24 protein-coding genes are annotated in these 21,548 nt (G+C 42.3%); 19 read left to right on the top strand and 5 right to left on the bottom strand.

From position 1 onward, the window contains the following. Positions 1-28 precede the first annotated feature (28 nt). Positions 29-2,077, bottom strand: a complete 2,049-nt coding sequence (locus MKY20_RS13315) for a molybdopterin-containing oxidoreductase family protein (RefSeq protein WP_251267118.1) — start codon at positions 2,075-2,077, stop codon at positions 29-31. A gap of 189 nt (positions 2,078-2,266) precedes the next feature. Here MKY20_RS13315 and MKY20_RS13320 point away from each other — a divergent pair, with 189 nt between their 5' ends. The 3 genes from MKY20_RS13320 to MKY20_RS13330 all read left to right on the top strand — a co-directional run bounded on the left by MKY20_RS13320 (position 2,267) and on the right by MKY20_RS13330 (position 4,701). Beyond that, complete coding sequence (locus MKY20_RS13320; RefSeq protein ID WP_251174970.1) at positions 2,267-2,473, top strand: response regulator; 207 nt, start codon at positions 2,267-2,269, stop codon at positions 2,471-2,473. 253 nt (positions 2,474-2,726) lie between these two features. Then, positions 2,727-3,494 (top strand): hypothetical protein, encoded by a 768-nt coding sequence (locus MKY20_RS13325; RefSeq protein ID WP_009333602.1) that lies wholly within the window; start codon positions 2,727-2,729, stop codon positions 3,492-3,494. 145 nt (positions 3,495-3,639) lie between these two features. Further along, positions 3,640-4,701 carry an SDR family NAD(P)-dependent oxidoreductase gene (locus MKY20_RS13330; RefSeq protein ID WP_009333603.1) on the top strand — a complete coding sequence of 354 codons (1,062 nt, stop codon included), beginning with the start codon at positions 3,640-3,642 and terminating at the stop codon, positions 4,699-4,701. Between the two features lie 44 nt (positions 4,702-4,745). Here the strand turns inward: MKY20_RS13330 and MKY20_RS13335 are convergent, their stop codons facing one another. Further along, positions 4,746-5,849 carry an aromatic acid exporter family protein gene (locus tag MKY20_RS13335; protein WP_251174969.1) on the bottom strand — a complete coding sequence of 368 codons (1,104 nt, stop codon included), beginning with the start codon at positions 5,847-5,849 and terminating at the stop codon, positions 4,746-4,748. Positions 5,850-6,048: 199 nt separating this feature from the next. Here MKY20_RS13335 and MKY20_RS13340 point away from each other — a divergent pair, with 199 nt between their 5' ends. Further along, on the top strand, positions 6,049-6,564 hold the full coding sequence (locus MKY20_RS13340; RefSeq protein WP_251174968.1) for a YbaK/EbsC family protein: 516 nt from the start codon (positions 6,049-6,051) through the stop codon (positions 6,562-6,564). A 97-nt stretch (positions 6,565-6,661) separates the two neighbouring features. Then, positions 6,662-7,840, top strand: coding sequence for a M20 family metallopeptidase (locus MKY20_RS13345; RefSeq protein WP_251174967.1), 1,179 nt, complete (start codon positions 6,662-6,664; stop codon positions 7,838-7,840). 53 nt (positions 7,841-7,893) lie between these two features. Here the strand turns inward: MKY20_RS13345 and MKY20_RS13350 are convergent, their stop codons facing one another. Together MKY20_RS13350 and MKY20_RS13355 are read right to left on the bottom strand one after the other, a co-directional pair. Then, on the bottom strand, positions 7,894-8,103 hold the full coding sequence (locus MKY20_RS13350) for a hypothetical protein (protein WP_009333607.1): 210 nt from the start codon (positions 8,101-8,103) through the stop codon (positions 7,894-7,896). Positions 8,104-8,224: 121 nt separating this feature from the next. Continuing rightward, on the bottom strand, positions 8,225-9,124 hold the full coding sequence (locus MKY20_RS13355) for a LysR family transcriptional regulator (RefSeq protein WP_019382535.1): 900 nt from the start codon (positions 9,122-9,124) through the stop codon (positions 8,225-8,227). Between the two features lie 195 nt (positions 9,125-9,319). Between MKY20_RS13355 and MKY20_RS13360 the strand changes: the two genes are divergently transcribed. From MKY20_RS13360 to MKY20_RS13415, 12 genes are all read left to right on the top strand, one after another. Then, positions 9,320-11,131 (top strand): assimilatory sulfite reductase (NADPH) flavoprotein subunit, encoded by a 1,812-nt coding sequence (locus MKY20_RS13360; RefSeq protein WP_251175014.1) that lies wholly within the window; start codon positions 9,320-9,322, stop codon positions 11,129-11,131. A 25-nt stretch (positions 11,132-11,156) separates the two neighbouring features. Continuing rightward, positions 11,157-12,878 (top strand): assimilatory sulfite reductase (NADPH) hemoprotein subunit, encoded by a 1,722-nt coding sequence (gene cysI / locus MKY20_RS13365; protein WP_217025517.1) that lies wholly within the window; start codon positions 11,157-11,159, stop codon positions 12,876-12,878. Positions 12,879-13,107: 229 nt separating this feature from the next. Next, the gene (locus MKY20_RS13370; protein WP_009333611.1) at positions 13,108-14,112 is read left to right on the top strand and encodes a nuclease-related domain-containing protein; all 1,005 of its coding nucleotides are present in this window, start codon (positions 13,108-13,110) and stop codon (positions 14,110-14,112) included. Between the two features lie 53 nt (positions 14,113-14,165). Next, on the top strand, positions 14,166-15,326 hold the full coding sequence (locus MKY20_RS13375; protein ID WP_251174966.1) for a pyridoxal-phosphate-dependent aminotransferase family protein: 1,161 nt from the start codon (positions 14,166-14,168) through the stop codon (positions 15,324-15,326). A 14-nt stretch (positions 15,327-15,340) separates the two neighbouring features. After that, a complete protein-coding gene (locus MKY20_RS13380; protein WP_251174965.1) occupies positions 15,341-15,814 on the top strand; it encodes a GyrI-like domain-containing protein in 474 nt (157 codons plus the stop codon). Between the two features lie 62 nt (positions 15,815-15,876). After that, the gene (locus MKY20_RS13385; protein ID WP_009333614.1) at positions 15,877-16,398 is read left to right on the top strand and encodes a DinB family protein; all 522 of its coding nucleotides are present in this window, start codon (positions 15,877-15,879) and stop codon (positions 16,396-16,398) included. Between the two features lie 90 nt (positions 16,399-16,488). After that, positions 16,489-16,641 carry a hypothetical protein gene (locus MKY20_RS13390; protein WP_251174964.1) on the top strand — a complete coding sequence of 51 codons (153 nt, stop codon included), beginning with the start codon at positions 16,489-16,491 and terminating at the stop codon, positions 16,639-16,641. Between the two features lie 13 nt (positions 16,642-16,654). Then, on the top strand, positions 16,655-17,299 hold the full coding sequence (locus MKY20_RS13395) for a hypothetical protein (protein WP_251174963.1): 645 nt from the start codon (positions 16,655-16,657) through the stop codon (positions 17,297-17,299). Between the two features lie 30 nt (positions 17,300-17,329). Then, positions 17,330-17,806, top strand: a complete 477-nt coding sequence (locus MKY20_RS13400) for a GNAT family N-acetyltransferase (RefSeq protein WP_019382542.1) — start codon at positions 17,330-17,332, stop codon at positions 17,804-17,806. Further along, positions 17,799-18,545, top strand: coding sequence for a class I SAM-dependent methyltransferase (locus tag MKY20_RS13405; RefSeq protein WP_019382543.1), 747 nt, complete (start codon positions 17,799-17,801; stop codon positions 18,543-18,545). Before MKY20_RS13400 ends, MKY20_RS13405 begins: the two co-directional genes overlap by 8 nt. Positions 18,546-18,567: 22 nt before the next feature. Beyond that, positions 18,568-19,056, top strand: coding sequence for an NUDIX domain-containing protein (locus tag MKY20_RS13410; RefSeq protein ID WP_251174961.1), 489 nt, complete (start codon positions 18,568-18,570; stop codon positions 19,054-19,056). Beyond that, complete coding sequence (locus tag MKY20_RS13415) at positions 19,053-19,658, top strand: GNAT family N-acetyltransferase (RefSeq protein WP_251174960.1); 606 nt, start codon at positions 19,053-19,055, stop codon at positions 19,656-19,658. Before MKY20_RS13410 ends, MKY20_RS13415 begins: the two co-directional genes overlap by 4 nt. Before the next feature lie 18 nt (positions 19,659-19,676). On the opposite strand, the gene MKY20_RS13420 is transcribed toward MKY20_RS13415, so the two are convergent. Then, positions 19,677-19,817 (bottom strand): hypothetical protein, encoded by a 141-nt coding sequence (locus tag MKY20_RS13420; RefSeq protein ID WP_251174959.1) that lies wholly within the window; start codon positions 19,815-19,817, stop codon positions 19,677-19,679. 68 nt (positions 19,818-19,885) lie between these two features. Here MKY20_RS13420 and MKY20_RS13425 point away from each other — a divergent pair, with 68 nt between their 5' ends. Together MKY20_RS13425 and MKY20_RS13430 are read left to right on the top strand one after the other, a co-directional pair. Next, on the top strand, positions 19,886-20,449 hold the full coding sequence (locus tag MKY20_RS13425; RefSeq protein WP_019382547.1) for a histidine phosphatase family protein: 564 nt from the start codon (positions 19,886-19,888) through the stop codon (positions 20,447-20,449). Positions 20,450-20,464: 15 nt separating this feature from the next. Further along, positions 20,465-21,490, top strand: a complete 1,026-nt coding sequence (locus MKY20_RS13430; protein ID WP_009333623.1) for a DUF2332 domain-containing protein — start codon at positions 20,465-20,467, stop codon at positions 21,488-21,490. Positions 21,491-21,548: the final 58 nt, after the last annotated feature.

The raw sequence follows: 21,548 nt of genomic DNA on the forward strand, positions 1-21,548 counted from the left end.
ACAAAAACCCCTGCATTTTTTGCAGGGGTTATTCTTTCCTGAATTTCGAAACATTTACCCGGCCTGAAAAGAACACGGCACCGCCGCCCATATCGGAAAGCCGGTCCGGAGTCAGCGAATTGACCAGATGTTTTGTTCCTGGGGCGTCAGCCCATAACCCCTGTGAAACAACTGTACCAGGAAGGACAAGTTCTCCGACAGCCGCTTTGAGTTCGCATTCTCCTCGTTCATTCCAAATACGAACCAAGTCACCATCTTTAATTTCAGCATTTGCAGCATCCCTTGTATTTATGTGAAGACGCGGTTCCTTCTCCATCGCTGCATGTTTTGTATTATTTGAAAAAGTTGAATTCAAAAAGTTATGGTTCGGTGCAGGCACAAACAGAAAAGGGAATTTATTTTCTTCCTTCAGCGGTATGTATGCCGGCAGAGGAGGATACCCATCATCTTTCATTCTCTGCGAGTATAATTCTATTTTTCCGCTAGGCGTAGGCAGCCTGCCAGGAAAAAGCGGTTTTACCCTCGCTTTGATAAACTTGTTTTTCTTCAGAGATTCAGCATTGATTTCTTTGATTAGGGGGTTAGCTGGAAAATCTAGTGCGGCATCAATCATTTCTTCTTCTGTTTCTTTAAATACGGCATCATGAAAGCCCATTCCTTCTGCAAGAAGCCGAAACACTTCGACATTGGATTTTGACTCGCCGTATGGTTCTATGACTGGCTCCTGAATTTGCATGTAGTGGTGCCAATAGGATGAATAGATGTCCGTATTCTCAAAAGAAGAAGCTGCCGGCAGAACAATATCGGCATACTTGGCCGTTTCGGTTAAGAACAGATCATGGACAACAAGGAACAAATCCTCCCTCTGCAGCCCTTGACGGACTTTATTCCCCTCTGGTGCAACAACAGCAGGGTTGGTTCCATAGACATACATAGATTTAATCGGTTTTTCCAGTTCAAGGAGTGCCGAACCGATCTGATTCATATTAATGATGCGTGTATCCTTTTTGTGCAGGAGGTCAGGCCTTTGAAGGGCTCCAGTATTAAAAGCAAGATAGCCGGAGTTTCCCTTGATGGCACCGCCGCCCTTTAAGAGCCAGTGTCCTGTAATTGCAGGAAGACATGAAATGGTGCGGATGCACATTCCGCCATTGTCGTGATGCTGTGGCCCGTTGCCGATTCGGATAAAAGCAGGGGAAGTCTTTCCATACATACGGGCTAATTTCAAAATATCATCTTTGGGCACACCTGTTATGCCGGCTACTGTTTCAGGATCATACTCCTTCACATGTTCACGAAGTTCCTGGTGGCCAACCGTATACTTTTTCAGAAAGTTCTCGTCGGCCAGATTTTCGGCAAACAAGACATGCATCATGCCAAGGGCCAGAGCAGCATCAGTGCCGGGAGTAATCGGTATAAACCAGTCGGCCATTTTTCCAGTCTGGTTTTTATGGACATCAATCACAACGATTTTCGCACCGCTCTTTCTTGCTTTTTGTGCGAGAATCATTTGATGCATGTTCGTGCTGACTGCATTAATGCCCCATAGAATAATGAGCTTTGAATGGATGGTATCTTCTGGATCTATTCCAAAGCTACCGCCCATTGTGTACGTATATCCAGCTGTACCGGCAGATTGGCAAATCGTCCTCTCAAGGCGTGATGCTCCGACTTTATGGAAGAAACGGCGGTCCATTCCTTCTGCGTTTAATCTGCCCATATTTCCGTAGAAACTATATGGCAGGATGCTTTCAGGGCCATTATTGACAATTAGCTCCTTCCATCTGGAGGTAATTGTGTCTATCGCCTCTTTCCACCCAATCCGTTCAAAATGACCATCACCTTTGGTGCCAGTACGCTTCATTGGATATTTTAGGCGATCCTTATCATAGATCCTTGAAGGCATGCTGCGGACCTTATTGCATATATTCCCCTGTGTTACGGGGTGATTGGGATCTCCTTCAACTTTTACGATTCTTCCTTCTTTTTTATGAATGAGAAGGCCGCATTGATCGGGGCAATCCAGGGAGCAAACGGATGGGAAAACACCATTTAATATTTTGCTGTAAGAGTTCATGTCCACATACTCCTTCATCATAGTATTTCGATCATAACATAAAATTCAGATTATTTGATGGGTGTCTGGGGGCATCCATCAAATTTTTATAGTGAAACACCAAGCCTCATATTTGAAATTATTCTTTGTAAAAAATTTTATAAAATAGGTTGGTAGATTCAGAATACATCCGGGCAGGTGAACAGAGAAATGGCGATAAAAATTGCGATTGCAGATGATCATAAGCTCTTCAGAGAAGGGGTCAAACGGATACTGGAAATGGAAGAGGACCTTGAAGCAGCTGCTGAAGGGGAAGATGGCCGTGATGCTCTCATAATTGATAAGAATTATAGGCCTGACGTTATGATTATGAATATTCGATATGCCTATTATGAATGGCATCTAAGCAGTGGATAAGCTGAATGAATACAGTCATTAGTTTATTTTTTTATGATGATGAGAATTATGCACGAGGGTGCCTGGATAAAGAGATGATCTCTCCCTATGAAAAGCAGGATGAGTCGTACACATAAGGAGACGCCTTCAAGCTGGAGGTGTTTTTTTTTAATTTAAAAAACTTGTTGATTTTGATAATCATTATCAATTAAAATGAAGATAGGTGATAATCGTTTTCAATCATACATAGTTTTGATTTTAAGGAGGCGAGGAGTTGATCAAAAACCCTCAAGTATCCGTCCGCACAATGACTGACCAGAATTTAACGGATTTTATCCGGTGTCCTTATAAATTTTATTACGCACATATTGAAAAGAAAAAACATCCTCTTGGCTGGCGTCAGGCCATTCAGCATATTATCAATAAAGTTGTTTCATCCTATTTTCAGCTGCCGCAAAGCCATCGGACCCCTGCAAACGTTTTGATGCTGATCGATCAATATTGGGGAAGGCTGGAGCTGCGTATGTTTGATTCCCAGCTCCAATATTATATGGCTGCAGCAGCTATAACTGATGGTTTAATGAGAAACTTAAGCAGTGAATCTGAAATAGCACAGCCGCTGTTTTTGTATGAAAAGTTCAGAATGAATCTTAAAGAACTGAATGCAGATCTTTCTTTAACTTTTGATGTCGCGGAATGGCAGCAGGATTCTTTTATAGTGAAGAAATTCCTGGTAGATGCTGATGAGCAAATGCTTGAGCTTTATTGTCACTTAACAGTGGTTTTTTCAGAAAAGGTATTTGGAATAAGTCCGGCCAGAATTGAGGTCGTGACATTAATGGATGGTGAGAGGCATGTATTCAATCCAAATAAAGATAGCCTTGAAGCGGGATTAAACTATCTGCAGATGATGAAGACGCTTCTTGAAGACACAAAGCAGTTTTCGGATTTATACAATATGAATGAGTGTCCAGCCTGTCCTTTTCAGGGAGTCTGTGACAGGGATGAAAAGAACGAGAGAAAACCAAAATACTTATCTTAAAAAAGGCGCCTGGGGAAAACCAGGCGCTTCTGTTGTTTATGAATATGCACAACCGATTTAGGGTGAATGTATTTCCATTGCTTTTAATTGAATTTCCCGCTAAAGTTTTTACAGGGATGTTAGATAGAAAGGTTGAGATTCTTCTTTGAATATACTAATTACAGGTGCAAACGGTTTTTTAGGGAAAAAGCTTTCATTAAAGCTTTTGGAACAGGGGCATGAACTTTATTTATTAGTCAGGAGCAGAAAGCGGCTGGATGCCTTCATGCAAGGCGAAGGAAGCGATTTTTCCAGACAGATTCATATATTGGAAGGCGATGTTACCGAAGAACATCTTGGATTAAATAGAGAACTTATGAATTCATTAAAAGGAAAGTTGGATGCCTTATACCATAGTGCAGCACTTCTATCATTTGATGAAAAGGATCGGGATAAGACTTATAAAGTGAATGTGGGAGGAACAGAAAATGTTCTGAATCTTGCTTTGGAAATAAATTGTCCAAAAGTTTTATATATCAGTACCGCCTATACGGTTGGGACAGATACTCAGGGGGCGGAGGCTCTTTACTCTGTGGACAGGCGTTTTGTAAATCCCTATGAAGCTTCCAAGTGCGAGGCAGAACACCTCGTATATACATTCCGGGATAAACTGGATATTGTTATTCTCCGTCCCGGTATTATCATCGGTGATTCCAGAACAGGTGAAGCTGATACAAACTTCGGCTTATATGGATTTCTAAAAGGCATCAAGATCTTGAAAAAACGGGCCATGCGAAGACAAGACGGCCAAACGTGCAGAATCTATTTGGATCCTGAAGTTGCCCAGAATTTTGTGCCGGTGAATTATGTTATAGATACACTGGATGCCGCCCTGATTCATGCAGAAAATGGCGGGATCTTCAACATTACAAATCCTAATCCGCCTCTGCAATCAGATGTATATGAAATAGTAAGAGAGGTACTGAATTTTCCGCAATTGGAGATGTGTATCCCAGGATCATCTGCAGAAATGACTAGTGAGGAAAAGGCTTTTCATAATTCAATGAGCATTTTCCACAGTTATTTCCAGCGGACCATTGATTTTCCATCAGACAATACGGAAAGGATGCTTGCAGATGCAGGAGTTCACATGCTGCAAATGGACCGTGATGTATTAACAAGAATAATAGCAGGATATTTACTCGATGAAGCGGGTATACCTTCCTGACGAAAGAAAGACCGGGGATTGAATTCCCGGTCTTCCTTTATCATTCATGTCTGTTCCCCGTCTTTTTGGGCACCTGCTTCAAGGGGGGCTTTTAAAAGCTTCCTGTGCTTAATTTCCATAGTCTGAATTTGATTCAATTCCTCAATTAAGTCATGGATGGAGAGAACCTCATATAGAATGGCAGTTTCGGGCTGGACATGGTGGTGTGTGCGCGGTTTTAAGCCCCCCGCAGGGTTCAGCTGTTTTTGGTCAATAAACCACTGTGTTACCTCGCTGATTTTTTTATGATGGCTTTCTGTAATAAGAAAGACCGGGTCATATAGGCTGTTTTTTATATCCTCAAGAACAGCAGCGGCAGCCTTTTTCCTGTCTTCCTCCAGCTCCGGAAGGCCAGTTGGCAGAAAGATCAAGTTCCCCACGTGATAGGTAATCTGCCTTAAAATAGTCAATTTTTTATATTCATAATGAAAGTCGCGCATGTCTTCACGGCTAAATCGGTGATACCTATATTCAGCTTTTTGATAATGGCATAAAGTTTCCGTTTTATCGATATCTTTAATAAGTCTTTGAAAATCAGAACGGACAGTGCCATCAGATCCCTGTGAATTGAAAATTTCAAGTCCTCTTTTATGTAAAATGTCACCGGATCGTCTGTAAAGGGCATGTATGTTTTTTATGATGGATGTTGAGTAATTGGGCGGCATGACAAAAAAGTTAACTGCTGTGGAAACGACAATTCCGGTAGTGGTAGTCCCCAATCGAATGAAAAAAGAGGACAGATAATGGTCCTGTACCGTTGAAATCATAGCGACACCTGTTAATGTAGCCACCAGCATCCCATCATGAAGCTTCAGCTTATGGCAGACTATGATTGTCGTAAGCGAAACGGCAGCATAACTGTATGGGCTGTCCCCGAAAATGAACGTAAATAATACAGCAAAGCCCGCACCAATGGCTGCCGCAGGAAATCTGACATATGCTTTCCGAATGGAGTCCGCAACAGTAGGTTCAATCGTTACGATGGCCGTAATCACAGCAAACATGGCTGGCCAATCCAGCATATGGCAAATAAAAGCTGTTATAAAAACAGCCAGTCCGGTTTTGGCGATTCTTCCTCCAATAAAATTATATGGAATAGTCTGTTTCATACATAATCCTTCTTTAAATCGTGGTTTCAATATTAAATTTATATTAGTGCAAGAAACCAATAAGAGCAAATGCGAATCTTCTGACAAAAAGAAATTATCCCGGTGACATCATCTGATAGTATGTTAAAATAGACAACTATAAAGTATAAATACTGAATATATATAAGATTTTACGGACTTAGAGGAAGGGTGAGTTTGAATGTCAATTAAAAGTGTGAAAGCCCATTTCAAAAAATGGGATCGGGAACAGGATGTAATGGAGTTTGATTCTTTAAGCGCAACAGTGGAACAGGCTGCTGAAACAATCGGTGTCAGCCCTGCACAAATTGCCAAGACTCTTTCCTTCAGGGGTGATGGGGATGAAGCAATTCTTGTGGTGGCAGCAGGCGACGCCAAAGTGGATAACAAGAAGTTCCGGAAAACGTTCGGTCTCAAAGCCCGGATGCTTTCAGCTGAGGAAGTCCTCGAACAGACGGGCCATGCCGTAGGCGGAGTGTGTCCATTTGGACTGAAAAATAATCTGGATGTATATCTGGATGAATCTATGAAAAGATTCGAGACCCTTTTCCCTGCATGCGGAAGCAGCAATTCCGCCATTGAACTGACACCTGCTGAAATTAATACATATTCAGATGCAAAAGCCTGGGTGGATGTGTGCAAGGACTGGGAAGAGGCGCTGATCATTGAACGGCCACTGGAAAAAATAACGAAATAGAAGTGATATTTACGTGCCGAAATCAAAAATGTGTTGTATGATTATAATTATTAATGAATAAATATATAGATTTGCGGATTAGGAGAGCAGATAATTCATGGGAAAGAATCTGATTATTAAACATATTGATGAACTTCAGGATGACTTTAATAGAATAAGCACTTATATCGGCGAGAATCCCGAATTGGGCCATGAAGAGTACAAGGCATGCAAAGTATTGACAGAGGAGCTTGAAAAGCATGGCTTTTCTGTAGAAATCGGCATATGCGGTTTACCGACTGCTTTTACCGGAACTTATGACAGCGGAAAAGAAGGTCCTGTGATTGGATACATGTCTGAATACGACGCATTGCCTGAAGTGGGGCATGCATGCGGTCATAATCTAATCGGGACAATGGGGATTGCTGCAGGAATAGGACTAAGTAAAGTGATTCGTGAAACTGGAGGAAAGGTTATTGTCTTTGGCACGCCTGCAGAGGAGACGAAGGGCGGTAAGGTGACCATGGCTGAAGCTGGTATTTTTGATGTTTTGGATGCAGCGATCATGGTTCATCCCCTTGACAATTTTGTGAAAAGCGGGACATCACTGGCAATGGATGCTATACAGTTTGAGTTTTTTGGCAAATCAGCACATGCAGCTGCCAGCCCTCATTTAGGAATTAATGCGTTGGACGCTGTCCTGCAAACGTTCAACAGCATAAACGCTCTGCGTCAGCATATCAAACCTGATGCCAGAATCCATGGCATTATTACGGAAGGTGGCAAAGCCGCAAACGTGGTTCCGGACTATGCGGTTGCCCAATTTTATGTTCGTGCATCCAAACGTGAGTATGTGAATGAACTTGTAGAAAAGGTCAAGAAATGTGCAGAAGGGGCAGCTTTGCAGACTGGTGCCGAAATGAAGTGGTCATTTTATGAGTTTTCTTATGATGATATGGTTACGAACAGCCCTTTATCAGAAGCATTCAATAAAGAACTGCTTTCTCTTGGTGTGAATGAGGAGGAAATTCTGGAACAGAAGAATGGGTCAGGTTCTCTTGACATGGGGAATGTCAGCCAGGCAGCCCCTTCCATCCATCCTTATATTAAAATATGCAATGAGGCATATGCTTGCCACACCCATGAATTCCGGGAAGCTGCTATGAGTGAGCAGGCTAAAGAAGCCATGATCCTCGGGGCCAAGGCAATGGCACTTACGGGGTATGAAGTGTTAACCAATCAGGAGCTTTTAAAACAGATTAAAGAAGAATTCAAGTCAAACAAGGCATTAGCTTAAAATCCAAAATAAGGCCATGATCCATAAGAAACATACGGATCATGGCCATTATATTATGATAAACTATCCCATTCTGAATACAGTCCGGTTCCATTGCAGCCCTGGCAGTCAAATTGGTTGGCATGATAAGCGAATTCATTCCCCGGATAGAGTGAAAAACCCCTGCCGTAACAGTCAGGACACTTGTTTTCTTCCTTCATGCGATTGACATGATTTTGATATCTGCTTTCGCGCCATTCATTAAAGGCATTCAATAATCCCATCTTTTTCACCTCAGCCATTTTTTCCTTATTTTGAATAAAATGGGCAGATTTTATACACTTCGGTACTATAGTATATGAATAAAGTGGGACTAGTGTGAAAAAAAGCTTGTTCTAAAAATGACTATTTTCCCTTAGGGTGCTTCCATTTTTCGCCGAGTGCTTCGATAAAAATGCTGACATTCTTTTTTTCCTGCATGATGGGGGATAGAACATAGGAAAGAGTGCGTTTGAATTCCTGATTTTTCACTTTGATTATAGACAGGTTATTTTGTTTAACGTCCCTTTCGACGACGCTTCCGGAAAGAATGCTTATTCCCAGCCCGTTGATGAGTGTTTCTTTTATCCCCTGGTTGCTGCTGATCGTTAAAAGTGATTTCACCTTAAGGCCATTTGATCTGACTACATGGTTAAAATACTCACGTGTCCCTGACCCGTTTTCCCTCATGATCCATTGCTGATTTTGAAGGTCAGCAATGGTTGTTTCCTCTTTTTGTACCAATGGATGCTGGTTGGAAGTCACAATAAATAATTCATCCTCTAAAAAGGGAGTCACGATAAGCTCTCTTTCATTTGTCTGGCCTTCTATTAACCCTATATCCACATGATGGGACCGTGTTGACTGAACAACTTCCTCTGTGTTGGCAATCGTCACCTGGAGATTAAGCTCAGGATACTGATTCTGCAAATCAAGCAGGAGGGGAGGCAGGATGTACTCCCCTATAGTGAAACTGGCCGCAATTTTCAAGTCTCCTTTAATGGTGTTTTGCTGCTCTAAAATTTCCTGCCTGGTTTGCTCGTAAATGGTAATCATCTGCTTGGCCCGGTCATATAATATTTCACCGCTGGGCGTAATTTTCAAGTATTTTGGAGAGCGTTGAAATAGTTTGGTCTGAAATTCCTTTTCCAGATTTTTAATATGCAGGCTGACACTGGGCTGTGACATTAGAAGGAGCTCGGCCGTCTTCGTAAAATTTTTAACTTCAGCCAATGTGACGAATGTTTTTAACGCATCATAGTACAAAATATCACCCTTTCTATAATTAATAATATTAATAGCTGCGATAATTAATATTTATTTTACTAATGGAATATCATTCGGTAAAGTAATAGATATATATTTTTTGTGTATAAAACCGACTTTTTTTATAGGAAAAGAGGAAATTTAAAGAAATACTATAAAACCAGCCTTTTGCGCTGGTTTGCGAGGTGGATCATGTTGCAACTTCAGGTAATGAACAGTCCGTTTAATCAGGAGCAGACAGAGCTCCTTAATCGTCTTCTTCCGACTCTGACAGAGACACAATCTCTCTGGCTGAGCGGGTATCTTGCCGCAATACAGTCTTCATCATTACAGGCTGCCCCAGCAGTGGAAGAACGTCCCGCACCTGCAGCGGTAAGGGCCATTCCAAAAGAAGTGACCATCTTATTTGGATCACAAACCGGGAATGCGCAGAATCTGGCAAAGAAAGCTGGAAAAACGCTTGAGGAGAGAGGTTTTCAAGTAACGGTTTCAGCAATGAGTGACTTTAAGCCCAATAATCTTAAAAAGGTCAAAAACCTGTTAATTGTCGTAAGTACCCATGGTGAGGGAGATCCGCCTGACAACGCTTTGACATTCCATGAATTTGTTCACGGAAAAAGGGCGCCCAAACTGGAAGACTTCCGATACTCAGTTTTGGCACTTGGCGACAGCTCATATGAATTCTTCTGCCAAACGGGAAAAGATTTTGATAAACGTCTGGAGGAACTTGGCGGAACAAGAATAACGCCAAGAGTGGACTGTGATCTTGATTTCGAGGAGCCTGCAGCAGAGTGGACGGAAGCAGTTTTAGCCGGATTGAGCGAAGGGGAAAGCAGCAATCCTTCTCCTGCAGCAGCAGCTTCAGTTTCAGCCTCAGCACCTGCTGAGTCAGTCTATTCCCGGTCCAATCCTTTCCGGGCAGAAGTTCTGGAAAATCTGAATCTTAATGGACGCGGCTCCAATAAAGAAACCCGCCATCTCGAGATTTCTTTAGAAGGTTCCGGTCTGACTTATCAGCCTGGTGACAGCCTTGGGGTATACCCTGAAAACGATCCTGAATTGGTTGACCTGCTTTTAGCTGAGATGAGCTGGGATCCAGAGGAAACAGTCAGAGTGAAGGAGGAAACAGTAACGTTAAAAGAAGCGCTTACGGCTCACTTTGAGATTACTGTCCTGACTAAACCGCTTGTTGAAAAGGCTGCAAAGTTTTCTGGAAATGAAGAACTGCAACAGCTAGTGTCAGACAGCAATCAACTGAAATCTTATATGGTTGGGCGGGACTTAATTGATTTAGTCCGTGACTTTAAACCATGGAACGGTTCGGCACAGGAGTTTGTTTCTATACTGCGTAAGATGCCTGCGCGTCTTTATTCCATTTCCAGCAGCTTCAAGGCGAATCCCGATGAAGTCCATTTAACAATCGGTGCTGTCCGCTATGATGCCCATGGCCGTGAACGCAAAGGTGTCTGCTCCATATTATGTGCAGAGCGTCTCCAGCCTGGCGATACACTGCCAGTATTTATTCAGCACAACGAAAACTTTAAACTGCCTGAGAATCCGGACACACCAATCATTATGGTTGGTCCTGGAACCGGAATTGCACCGTTCCGATCATTTATGCAGGAGCGTGAAGAAAGCGGCGCTGATGGGAAATCATGGCTATTCTTTGGCGACCAGCATTTTGTGACTGATTTTCTTTATCAGACTGAATGGCAAAAGTGGCTCAAGGATGGAGTCTTGACGAAGCTGGATGTCGCTTTTTCCCGTGATGGTGATGAGAAGGTTTATGTTCAGCATAGAATGCAGGAAAATAGCAAGGAATTATTCCAGTGGCTTCAGGAAGGAGCAGCCATCTATATCTGCGGCGATGAGAAAAACATGGCGCATGATGTCCATAATGCACTTATAGATATTATTGAAAAAGAAGGCGGTATAAGCCGCGACCAGGCTTCTGAATATCTTGCCGATATGCAGAAAAATAAACGCTACCAGCGCGACGTATATTGATTTGGAAGGAAAGGAGTTTTACAGCATGGTAAACCCAAACTTAAAAGCACCGGATGGCCCTCCGAGTGATGTTGAGGGAATTAAGGATCGAAGCAACTATTTGCGCGGAACGCTGGCGGAAGTTATGCAGGACAGGATCAGCGCCGGAATTCCCGATGATGATAATAGATTAATGAAGCACCACGGGAGCTATCTGCAGGATGACCGGGATCTGCGGAATGAACGCCAGAAACAAAAGCTTGAGCCTGCCTACCAGTTTATGCTCCGGCTGCGCCTTCCTGGAGGGGTCGCAACACCTGAACAATGGCTTGTGGTGGATGATTTAGCTGAGAAATATGGGAACGGCACATTAAAACTGACAACACGCCAGACCTTCCAGATGCATGGAATCTTAAAATGGAATATGAAAAAGACAATTCAGGCAATCCATTCGACGATGCTTGATACGATAGCGGCATGCGGCGATGTGAACCGTAATGTAATGTGTATCTCAAATCCCGATCAATCGGAAATTCATTCAGAAGTGTATGAGCTGGCAAAGATGCTAAGTGACGACCTCCTGCCCCGCACACGTGCCTATCATGAAATTTGGCTGGATGAAGAAAAAGTAGCGGGCTCTCCTGAAGTGGATGAAGAGGTTGAGCCGATGTATGGCCCGCTTTATTTGCCCCGTAAATTTAAAATCGGGATTGCTGTACCGCCTTCCAATGACATAGATGTCTTTTCCCAGGATCTCGGCTTCATTGCCATTGTGGAAAACGGCAAGCTGTCAGGCTTTAACGTGGCAATCGGCGGCGGAATGGGCTTCTCCCATGGAGATAAGGCGACCTATCCGCAGCTTTCGAAAGTGATCGGCTTTGTGACACCTGATAAGATTTACGAAGTGGCTGAGAAGGTCATAACGATTCAGCGTGATTACGGCAACCGCTCAGTCCGGAAAAATGCCCGTTTTAAATATACGGTAGACCGCCTTGGTCTGGAAACAGTTATTGTAGAGCTGGAGAACCGTCTGGGCTGGAAGCTGGATGAAGCTCGGGGATTCAAGTTTGATTCCAACGGAGACCGCTACGGATGGGTAAAGGGTGTCCGCGGAAAATGGCATTTTACGATGTTCATAGAAGGCGGCCGTGTGGCAGACTTCGACGGATATAAATTGAAGACAGCATTGCGTGAGATTGCCAAAGTTCATAAAGGCGATTTCAGGCTGACCGCCAATCAGAACCTCATTATCGGAAGTGTATCAACTAAAGATAAGGCAAAGATCGAGGCGCTGATTAAGGAGTATGGCTTAACAGACGGAAGCCGCTATAGTGCATTGCGCCGCGGATCCATGGCCTGCGTGGCCCTTCCGACATGCGGTCTGGCGATGGCCGAGGCAGAACGCTATCTTCCTGTATTGGTCGATAAAATTGATGAGATTGTTGACGAAGCAGGCTTGCGGAACGAAGAAATCACTATCCGCATGACGGGCTGCCCGAACGGCTGCGCCCGTCACGCACTCGGCGAAATCGGATTTATCGGCAAGGCGGTCGGCAAGTACAATATGTATCTCGGGGCAGCATTTGACGGAAGCCGCCTCAGCAAAATGTACCGCGAAAACATTGGCGAAGAAGAAATCCTGAACGAGCTGCGTGCCATTCTGCCGCGCTACGCCCGTGAACGTCAGGACGGCGAGCATTTTGGCGATTTCGTGGTCCGGGCAGGGATTATTGAAGCGACAACGGACGGGACTAATTTTCATGATTGAGCTGAAGAAAGATGGGGCGGGGGCCCTGTCTTTTTTTGTTTGTGTGCGGGGCCGAATGCACGTAAATATTTCTATCCGCACATATTTTCTGTCTATAAGCACACAAAATTGTCTATCCGCACATAAATTTTGGCTATCCGCACATAAACATTCCCTTCGGATTTTTTCTTAGAGGATTTGAAGGAGTATTGCAGAATTTTTTAGTATAAAACAAGAATGGAGTGAAAAAATGATCCTCAAAGAACGAAAAGTTCCTCTTTTAATCCGTAAAACAGAAGCTCTCCTCCGCAGGCTTCCAGCTCATCACCCAAAAATTCCTATCATTAACGAAGAACTGAATAAAAGACTTGCAGGCTATAAAGGAGAAGTTTCATTGGATTTTCCTCTTGATTTTCTAGATAATAAGGTATATTTTATCCTTCATGATCTCCGCCTGCCAGATAATGATCGATTTTTCCAAATCGATACTCTTATACTTACAAAAAAGTTTGCTCTAGTAATTGAAGTGAAAAATATAACAGGTATCCTGCATTTTGATACGGTATATAATCAATTGATTCGTATAAAGAATGGAAAAGAGCAAGTTTTTCCCTGCCCTTTAATTCAGGTGAATAGACAGGCATCGCAGCTTAGAAGTTGGATTAATGCCAATGTCAGTATTGAAAATTTACCGGTCTATTCATTTGTAGTCATAAGTAATCCGCATACAGGAATTAAAGTCATTCCTCCTCATATTGACCTCAGCCATAAAGTTATACACCGAAATACTCTTCCTATAAAAATTGAGCAAATAGAAAAATCCATTAATAGAGAAATCAGTGATAAACTCCTTAAAAAGGTCATTCGTTTATTTAAAAAGCAAAATACAGAACAGGAAAGTTCAATACTATCAAGATTCCAGATTAATCAATCTGAAATTCTTACGGGCGTATTCTGCCCTTCTTGCACCTATCTGCCTCTTGAAAGAGTGATTCGCACCTGGAGATGTCCTAAATGCAAGATAACCAGCAAAGAAGCGCATATCAAAGCATTGCATGACTATAGCCTTCTGCTGGGGGATACCATCACGAACAAGGAGCTCAGAAACTTTCTGCATATTCCTTCTTCCTATACCGCAACCCGACTCCTCCAATCCCTCAACCTCCCGCAAACCGGCGCTCATAAAAATAGAAGATATACACTGATTTTCTCCGAAGGAAACACCAATCAAAAGGTAATTAAAAGAGGTATTTGATAGTAAATGTCGAAACATTTAGATATCTATAAACCTATCAAGGAGGAATATTCATGCCAAACGAGGAAATGCTTTTGATTCCAGGGCCGACACCTGTTGCGGATTCGATTTATGAGGCAATGGCACAAGAGACACGGGGGCATACGGATCCCAGGTTTGCAGCAATTTATAAAAGTGCGATTGAGAAGACCAGGGAGATGCTGAAGACGGATGGGGAAGTGTTTGTAATCTCTGGCTCAGGAACGATAGCAATGGAAATGGCTCTGGTCAACACGGTTGCAGCTGGAGAAAGGCTTTTGATTATAAGTCAGGGCTTCTTTGGTGATCGTTTTCAGCAGTTAGCCAAGGCGTTCGGAATCCAGGCAGAAATCATTCAGTCCGAATGGGGAAAGCAGGTGGATCCCGCAGCTGTTGAGGAAAAACTTGCGTCCCATTCCTATAAAGCTGTGACGATTACCCATGCTGATACTTCAACTGGTGTTGCGGCAGATTTGGATACATTAGTGCCTATCATTAAAAAGCACGGGGCTCTTGTTATTTTGGATGGGGTCTGTGCGACAGCGGCAATGGAGGAGGATATGAGCAAATCGTATGGCGAAGGGAAAATTGATGTCGTTTTGACAGGTTCACAGAAGGCGATTGGTGTCCCGCCAGGTCTCGCTGTTGTGGCATTCAATGGGACTGCACTGGCTGCAAGGGAACAAATGGAACGGGTTCCTGCCTACTATTGCGATATCTATAATTGGATTCCCATTATGCATGACCCCAAAAAATACTTTGCTACACCGCCTGTTAATCTGATTTATGCCTATGATGAGGGCATGAAACTGGTCTTGGCTGAAGGAATGGACAATCGCTACAAGCGCCATGAAGCATATGGTAAAGCGGTCAGGGCTGCTCTTGCTGAATATGGAATGAGGGCAATTGCCGATGAAAATGCAGCAGCAGCAACTCTCAGCTGTATCCTTTACCCTGAAGGAATGGATGATGCTGAATTCCGTGCATCTCTTGCGAAAAAAGGTGTGATTGTTGCGGGAGCACTGGCTCATCTGGCAGGAAAAGCGTTCCGAATTGGCCATATGGGGATTACGTCTGAAGATATGCTTGAAAAAGCCATTGTGCTGATCGGTGAAACAATGAACGAAGCGGGATTTGAAGCAGATATCCAAAAAGCAGTTGATAGGTTTAGAGAACTTGCATTGCCTGTTGCTTGATAAGGAGGGAAAAGATGTCTGATTTGACTTTGCGAGCGGCTGAGACAGAACTTGGAGAATTGAAACTTATAGGGATCCGCGTCTTATGCCCGCCGGATCAGTATCTAGCCGAAATTCCGCAGGCTATAAATCTATTATTGGGCCGCCTTACAGAAATTAAGGGAGCTGTAAATCCAAATCGGCTTGTTGGTGCCTTCAAAGTGGAGGAAGACTCTACTGAAGAAGACGGATATTGGATTGGCATTGAGGTGAAGGAATTTATAAGTGTACCTGATGGTATGTTCTCATTAGAAATTCCACCGCAAAAATATGCTTCTGTCCGGCACAAAGGACCTAATGATGAGATTGGAAATACCTATAGGGAATTGCACAGCTGGATTGAAGAAAAGGGATACAAGCGGCTGAAAAATAAGTGGCACATAGAAATCCATCATAGCTGGGAGAGTATGGAGGATTTAGATATAGAGCTGCTTGACACGATATCATAATGTTAAAAGACTGCCTTCCCGGCAGTCTTTTCCCTGAAAAAAGAAGAATGGAGAATTTAAAAGTGATAGATTATCGAATTAAGCATATGAAGGGCTACGATGAAAAAATAGGAAATCTTGTATCAATGCTTGAACATGCCAGGTCTGTGACTCTCAAAGATGTTGCTGGGTTGACACAGAAAGAGCTGGATTTTCTTCCCGATGAAAACAGTAATTCAATAGGAGCACTTCTGAAGCATATTGCTTTTGTTGAATATGTTCACCAAATCATTACTTTTGAAAATAGAGATCTTAACGAAAAAGAACTTTCAAAATGGGCCGCCGCTTATGAATTAGGTGAGAAAGCAAGGAATGAAATTAATAATCATCCTCTTGAATTTTACTTGGAGGAACTGTCAGCAATTAGAGAGAAAACGCTAAAACTTTTAACATCTAAACAGGATAGCTGGCTATACCAAGAAGGAAAGTGGAGCAACGGATTAGCCTTTAATAATTATTGGTTCTGGTATCACGTCATGGAGGATGAAATTAGCCATCGCGGACAAATCCGGGTGATAAAAAGACAGCTGGCAACTCAGAGGTGATAAGCTGACCGTCTGGTTTTTCCAAAAATATGAAACTATAGTTCCTTTTGTTCGTATATAAGGTAAAACATTTAAAGGCGGTTAAAAGTTATGAACAAAAAAAATTGGGCCCTTTCAACAAGCGGAATGGCATACGGTCTGTCGCTGGGACTAGTTTTTGGAATGCTATTTGAAAATTGGGCATTGGGTATTGCCGTGGGAGTCGCCTTTGGGGCATCCTTTGAATCCTCAGAAAAGAAGTAAAGGAGGATCTGCCTTGATTAAAAATAAAAAGCTCTTTCTGACTTCAATTGTGTTAATCGTTATTTCCATGGCATTAAACTTTCCTTTTCCACATGAAAATCGACTAGTTAATGCAGGGGTTATGATTTTAAATATTCCAATTAATTCAGCGGATGGATTTCATTATACAGGGATTTTTATTCTCCTTTTACTTCTGCTGGGTATGGTCTTGCTTCATCGTTCACTCGAAAAATATCATTTGCGATCATTTTTTGCCGTTATCATCATCGTTTCCCTTCTTCCTCCTTCTCTGGCAGAGGCTTGTCAAAAAACGCTGGCAAATGGCATCAATGCCGTTTCCTATATAAAAGATGAAAGTCAATGTAAGTTTGTAATGATTGGTGAAGATACTTTGCAGGGAACTTGTGAGCTGCCATTTGAAAATTACAGCAATGATGAAGTGTCTTTTACTATCGGCTTTTATGACACATATTTATTTGAAGAGGATGTAAAGATGCTTTCACTGATGAACAGCGGTAAACCTAGTAACGTTAAATTGCTCCCAAACGAAGCTAAGGTTGTCCGGATTGAGAAAGAGATCGATGTGTCAAAAATCAAAAACCACGTTGAAAATGGAGAGGCCGCTTATGTAAGCATCATTATTAAGTCAGGTGATTAAAACAGGAAATTATAAGAAGGTGCTGAAGAAATGAACATAAGATTAAAACCCGTCACAAGAGACAACTGGGAAGAAGCCATTAAGATGAAGGTAAAAGAATCGCAGCGTGACTTCGTTCCTTCAGCGGCTGTTTCACTTGCAAAGGTATATATTAAACCAGATGGGGATGCAATAGAGTATATCCCATTTTCTATATATGACAATGAACAAATGGTCGGTTTTATCATGCATGCCTATGAACCGGACACGGCTAACATGTATTGGATTAACGGTTTTTTTATTGACAAAAATTATCAGGGCAGGGGATATGGACGGCCAGCATTAGCCGAGATGATCGGCTGGATAAAAACTAAATTTCCGCAATGCGAGGAAATCCGCTTGACTGTTCATAAAGATAATCATCACGCAAGGAATCTGTATAAAAACTTCGGATTTTCCCCGACTGGAGAGATTTGGGGAGAGGAAGAAGTTTACTATTTTTCTGTAAAAGGAGATATTTATGATTAATGAAACACTAAAAATAAATAAGCAAAGCTGGGATGAAGCGGCTGAAAGGTTTTATGGGCGCAATCCGCTGCCTGAATATGGACCGCTGGCACCAACTGAAGATGATCTTCAATTGTTCGGAGATGTGCGCAGCTTAAAGATGCTGGAGATTGGGTGCGGAAGCGGGCATTCCCTAAAATATTTGGACCAGCGCGGAGCGGGTGAATTATGGGGATTGGATCTGTCTTCCAGGCAAATCGAATCCGCAAAGGAACTTCTGGTAAATTCATCTTCACGAGTAAAGTTGTTTGAATCCCCGATGGAACAAAATCCGGGAATCCCTGCTGATTACTTCGATTTCGTTTTTTCCATTTATGCGATTGGCTGGACCACGAATTTAGACTGTACGCTTAAAAACATTCATCATTACCTAAAATCAGGCGGGGTGTTTATATTCAGCTGGGAACATCCGATGTATAACCGGATTAAGGCTGAAAATGGAGCATTAATTATGGATAAATCCTATCATGAGGAAGGCTCCTATCAGCATATAGCCTGGAACCAGCCTGCCATTATGCAGCAATATAAACTAAGTACATATATCAATTTATTAATAGAAAACGGGTTTGCGATTGAAAGGGTAATTGAAGATGCCAGCCTTACTGAAGAAGATGTTCAGCGGCATTCCAACCGGTGGTATTCCTATGAAAAAACGAAAGCTATACCCGCTGCTTTTATTATTAAATGCAGAAAGCTATAGAAGAAAAGGCGGATGAGACCGAATGACCTATCATATTAGAGTCAGAGCAGGTGCAGTCATTATAGAAAACAATTCGATTCTGCTGATTGAGTTTCAGGATGACAGAGGCCTTCATTACAATTTGCCTGCAGGAGGGGTTGAACCCAAAGAATCTGTTATTGATGCAGTGAAAAGGGAAGCGAAAGAAGAGGCATCTGTAGATGTGACGGTCGGCCCATTGGCATTCGTTTATGAATATGCCCCTAACTTAAATGCATTCAGGTATGGGCAGATACATTCATTGGGCTTACTGTTTGAATGTCAGTTAAGGGAAGGCTCATTGCCTAAAATGCCTTCAGCCCCGGATCCTAACCAGACAGGAGTTAGATGGGTGCCGCTTTCTGAACTGTCCAATATAGTATTGTATCCTAATATGAAAGCTCACATCTTGGAATATGTTAAACATAAAAGAAACATAGATTTGATCGAAGAACACACACTGGATGTGTACGCAATGGAGAAGAAAAAATGAACGAAGAAATAATGATCGATTGCGGTGAGGTCATCCTTAGGGAATACAGGATGGAAGATGTGCCAGAGCTTTATGAAATTACTTTACAGCCGGAAGTATATAAGTTTATTCCGGGTGCACAGGCTACGCTTGAACAGCGTATGAACTGGATGGAGGATTATGAAATTCCTGCGAATAAAAAATTCAGGTCCTCGATGCCTGCCCTGAAAGATGCAGGATATTTGAATTTGGGAATCATACTAAAGGAAACTGGAAAGTTTATTGGCTTTTGCAATACAGGAATAAAAGATGAATTGCCTGAGCCGAACAGGGAAATTGGCTATGCCATCTCAAAACACTACCGAAATAAAGGATATTCCACGCTTGCTGCAAAAGGGCTAATGGGATTTCTTTTTGAAAAAACAGTTCTTGAAAAACTGAATGCCGTTGCATTAACAAGCAATTCCAGTTCCATTCGCGTTCTGCAAAAGTGCGGATTTCAGCATGCTGGAGAAATGGAAATCGACGGAGAGCGATATTTCCATTACATCATCAGAAAAAAGGATTGGGCATCAAATTCAAAAAAAAGCCGTAACTGCAAAGACACCCTCCATCCACTGTGAGGGTGTCCCGTCATTCCATTATCTATCTGATTTAGAGTTTGTATTAAATGTGCCATTTCTGTTTTCCTGTTCATGTCCACGGACCTGGTCTCCGCCATTTCCTTTTTCGTGTACCTTTTTGCCGCCGAGTTTTACGTTTGGATAATCTTGTTCCTGCATGGTATTCACCTCCATGTTAATTAAATTATCCATAAAGGAAAAAAATATATAAATTTTGGGGTTTTTAAATGGAAATAACACTTATCAGACATGGCAGGTCATCGCAAATGGATAATCACCGCATGAATAGCCGTGAATTTAAAAAATGGGTTGAAATATACAACCGCTTAGGGATTCTTGAGGGTGAGACTTGTTCTTCTGACGCAATTGAAAAAGGGAGTTCAGCATCTTTTTTACTTACAAGTGATTTAAAAAGGTCAATCGAGTCGGCCAAAAGCATAAATCCTTCTGCAAAGATACAGACAGATCCATTATTCAGGGAAACTGAATTGCCCATACCTGCCGATAAATTTCCGGGTATGAGATTGAAGCCAAATACCTGGGCTGTGGTATTAAGGCTACTATGGTTATGCGGCTATTCACAGGGCTGTGAATCATACAGGGATGCAAAATTACGGGCAAAGCATGCATCATCAACATTAACCTCTATTGCAAAAGAACATCACTTTGCTGTTCTCGTAGGTCACGGTTTTTTCAACCATTTAATTGCGAGGGAACTTCAAGAAGCCGGGTGGATCGGGAAGAGAAAAACAGGTTCAAAGCATTGGAATGCGGATACTTACATCTTTTAACGGAGGGGAAGTAGAATGGTAAAACCTAATCTGGCAACCAGATTCAAAACATTTGGACAATATGAATGTCATGGATCCAGTGGGCTTTATGAGTTCTTGTCTTACAAGATTGCAGAGGATGAAGAATTGCTGGTTTTGGCATCTGAAGCGAGAGAAGGCCAGCCTGTGCCGAATTTATTTCTTGGAGCCATTCATTATCTGCTTTTAAGCGGGAAAGAGCATGAACTTAAGGAATATTATTCAAGCTTAGTGGAGAATCCAAGAAACCCTCTTGAATCTTTCCAAAGCTTTAAAGATTTCTGCAGGCTAAATTCACAGGAAATTAAAGAAATAGTAAAAGCAAAATTAGTCCAGACGAATGAAGTTAGGCGCTGTGCTTACTTATACCCTGTGTTTGCCTGGATCTTTCAGCAAACCGAAAAGCCCCTGGCCTTGATTGAAATAGGAACAAGCGCGGGCCTGCAGCTTCTTTGGGATAAATACTGCTACACATATGGTACAGAAGAAACTTTTGGAAATCCAGCCTCGAATGTTCAATTATCCTCTGAAATTAAAGGAGGCCATGTCCCGATTTTACCGCCAGAAATGCCGCCGGTAGCTTCAAGAACTGGAGTTGATCTGCATATAAATGACCTGAATAATGGGGAAGACTTTCTATGGCTGAAATCACTTATCTGGCCAGAACACCAGGAGAGAAGAACTTTATTCGAAAAAGCTGCCCAATGTGTGAAAGAAAATCCAATCAGCCTGTTTGAAGGAGATGGTGTTGAGCTTTTGCCCAGTCTGATTGAAGGTATACCTGATGAACACACAATCTGTGTTTTCCACACCCATGTGGCGAATCAAATGCCCGCTGATGTAAAGGAGAATCTGCTTGGAAAAATAAAAGCAAGCGGACAAAGCAGGGATATCTTTCATATTTATAACAATATCCAGGACCGGAATTTGCATCTGGATTATTATCTGGATTCCAAAGAATATAAGAAATTGGTCGGCCAAACCGAGGGGCATGGACACTGGTTCACATGGGAATTAAATTAAGCTTCCTTACTATTTCGCACCTCTAAAATTTTGAAACTTGACAGCATCTGTTATACTT

Origin of the sequence: Cytobacillus sp. FSL W8-0315 (assembly GCF_038002905.1) — a bacterium.
Taxonomy (GTDB): domain Bacteria; phylum Bacillota; class Bacilli; order Bacillales; family Cytobacillaceae; genus Cytobacillus; species Cytobacillus pseudoceanisediminis.

Bases quoted from the DNA above. Each gene is read 5' to 3' on its own strand.
- MKY20_RS13315 (WP_251267118.1), bottom strand. From the start codon at position 2,077: ATGAACTCTTACAGCAAAATATTAAATGGTGTTTTCCCATCCGTTTGC.
- MKY20_RS13320 (WP_251174970.1), top strand. From the start codon at position 2,267: ATGGCGATAAAAATTGCGATTGCAGATGATCATAAGCTCTTCAGAGAA.
- MKY20_RS13335 (WP_251174969.1), bottom strand. From the start codon at position 5,849: ATGAAACAGACTATTCCATATAATTTTATTGGAGGAAGAATCGCCAAA.
- MKY20_RS13340 (WP_251174968.1), top strand. From the start codon at position 6,049: ATGTCAATTAAAAGTGTGAAAGCCCATTTCAAAAAATGGGATCGGGAA.
- MKY20_RS13345 (WP_251174967.1), top strand. From the start codon at position 6,662: ATGGGAAAGAATCTGATTATTAAACATATTGATGAACTTCAGGATGAC.
- MKY20_RS13350 (WP_009333607.1), bottom strand. From the start codon at position 8,103: ATGGGATTATTGAATGCCTTTAATGAATGGCGCGAAAGCAGATATCAA.
- cysI (WP_217025517.1), top strand. From the start codon at position 11,157: ATGGTAAACCCAAACTTAAAAGCACCGGATGGCCCTCCGAGTGATGTT.
- MKY20_RS13370 (WP_009333611.1), top strand. From the start codon at position 13,108: ATGATCCTCAAAGAACGAAAAGTTCCTCTTTTAATCCGTAAAACAGAA.
- MKY20_RS13375 (WP_251174966.1), top strand. From the start codon at position 14,166: ATGCCAAACGAGGAAATGCTTTTGATTCCAGGGCCGACACCTGTTGCG.
- MKY20_RS13380 (WP_251174965.1), top strand. From the start codon at position 15,341: ATGTCTGATTTGACTTTGCGAGCGGCTGAGACAGAACTTGGAGAATTG.
- MKY20_RS13390 (WP_251174964.1), top strand. From the start codon at position 16,489: ATGAACAAAAAAAATTGGGCCCTTTCAACAAGCGGAATGGCATACGGT.
- MKY20_RS13400 (WP_019382542.1), top strand. From the start codon at position 17,330: ATGAACATAAGATTAAAACCCGTCACAAGAGACAACTGGGAAGAAGCC.
- MKY20_RS13405 (WP_019382543.1), top strand. From the start codon at position 17,799: ATGATTAATGAAACACTAAAAATAAATAAGCAAAGCTGGGATGAAGCG.
- MKY20_RS13410 (WP_251174961.1), top strand. From the start codon at position 18,568: ATGACCTATCATATTAGAGTCAGAGCAGGTGCAGTCATTATAGAAAAC.
- MKY20_RS13415 (WP_251174960.1), top strand. From the start codon at position 19,053: ATGAACGAAGAAATAATGATCGATTGCGGTGAGGTCATCCTTAGGGAA.
- MKY20_RS13420 (WP_251174959.1), bottom strand. From the start codon at position 19,817: ATGCAGGAACAAGATTATCCAAACGTAAAACTCGGCGGCAAAAAGGTA.
- MKY20_RS13425 (WP_019382547.1), top strand. From the start codon at position 19,886: ATGGAAATAACACTTATCAGACATGGCAGGTCATCGCAAATGGATAAT.
- MKY20_RS13430 (WP_009333623.1), top strand. From the start codon at position 20,465: ATGGTAAAACCTAATCTGGCAACCAGATTCAAAACATTTGGACAATAT.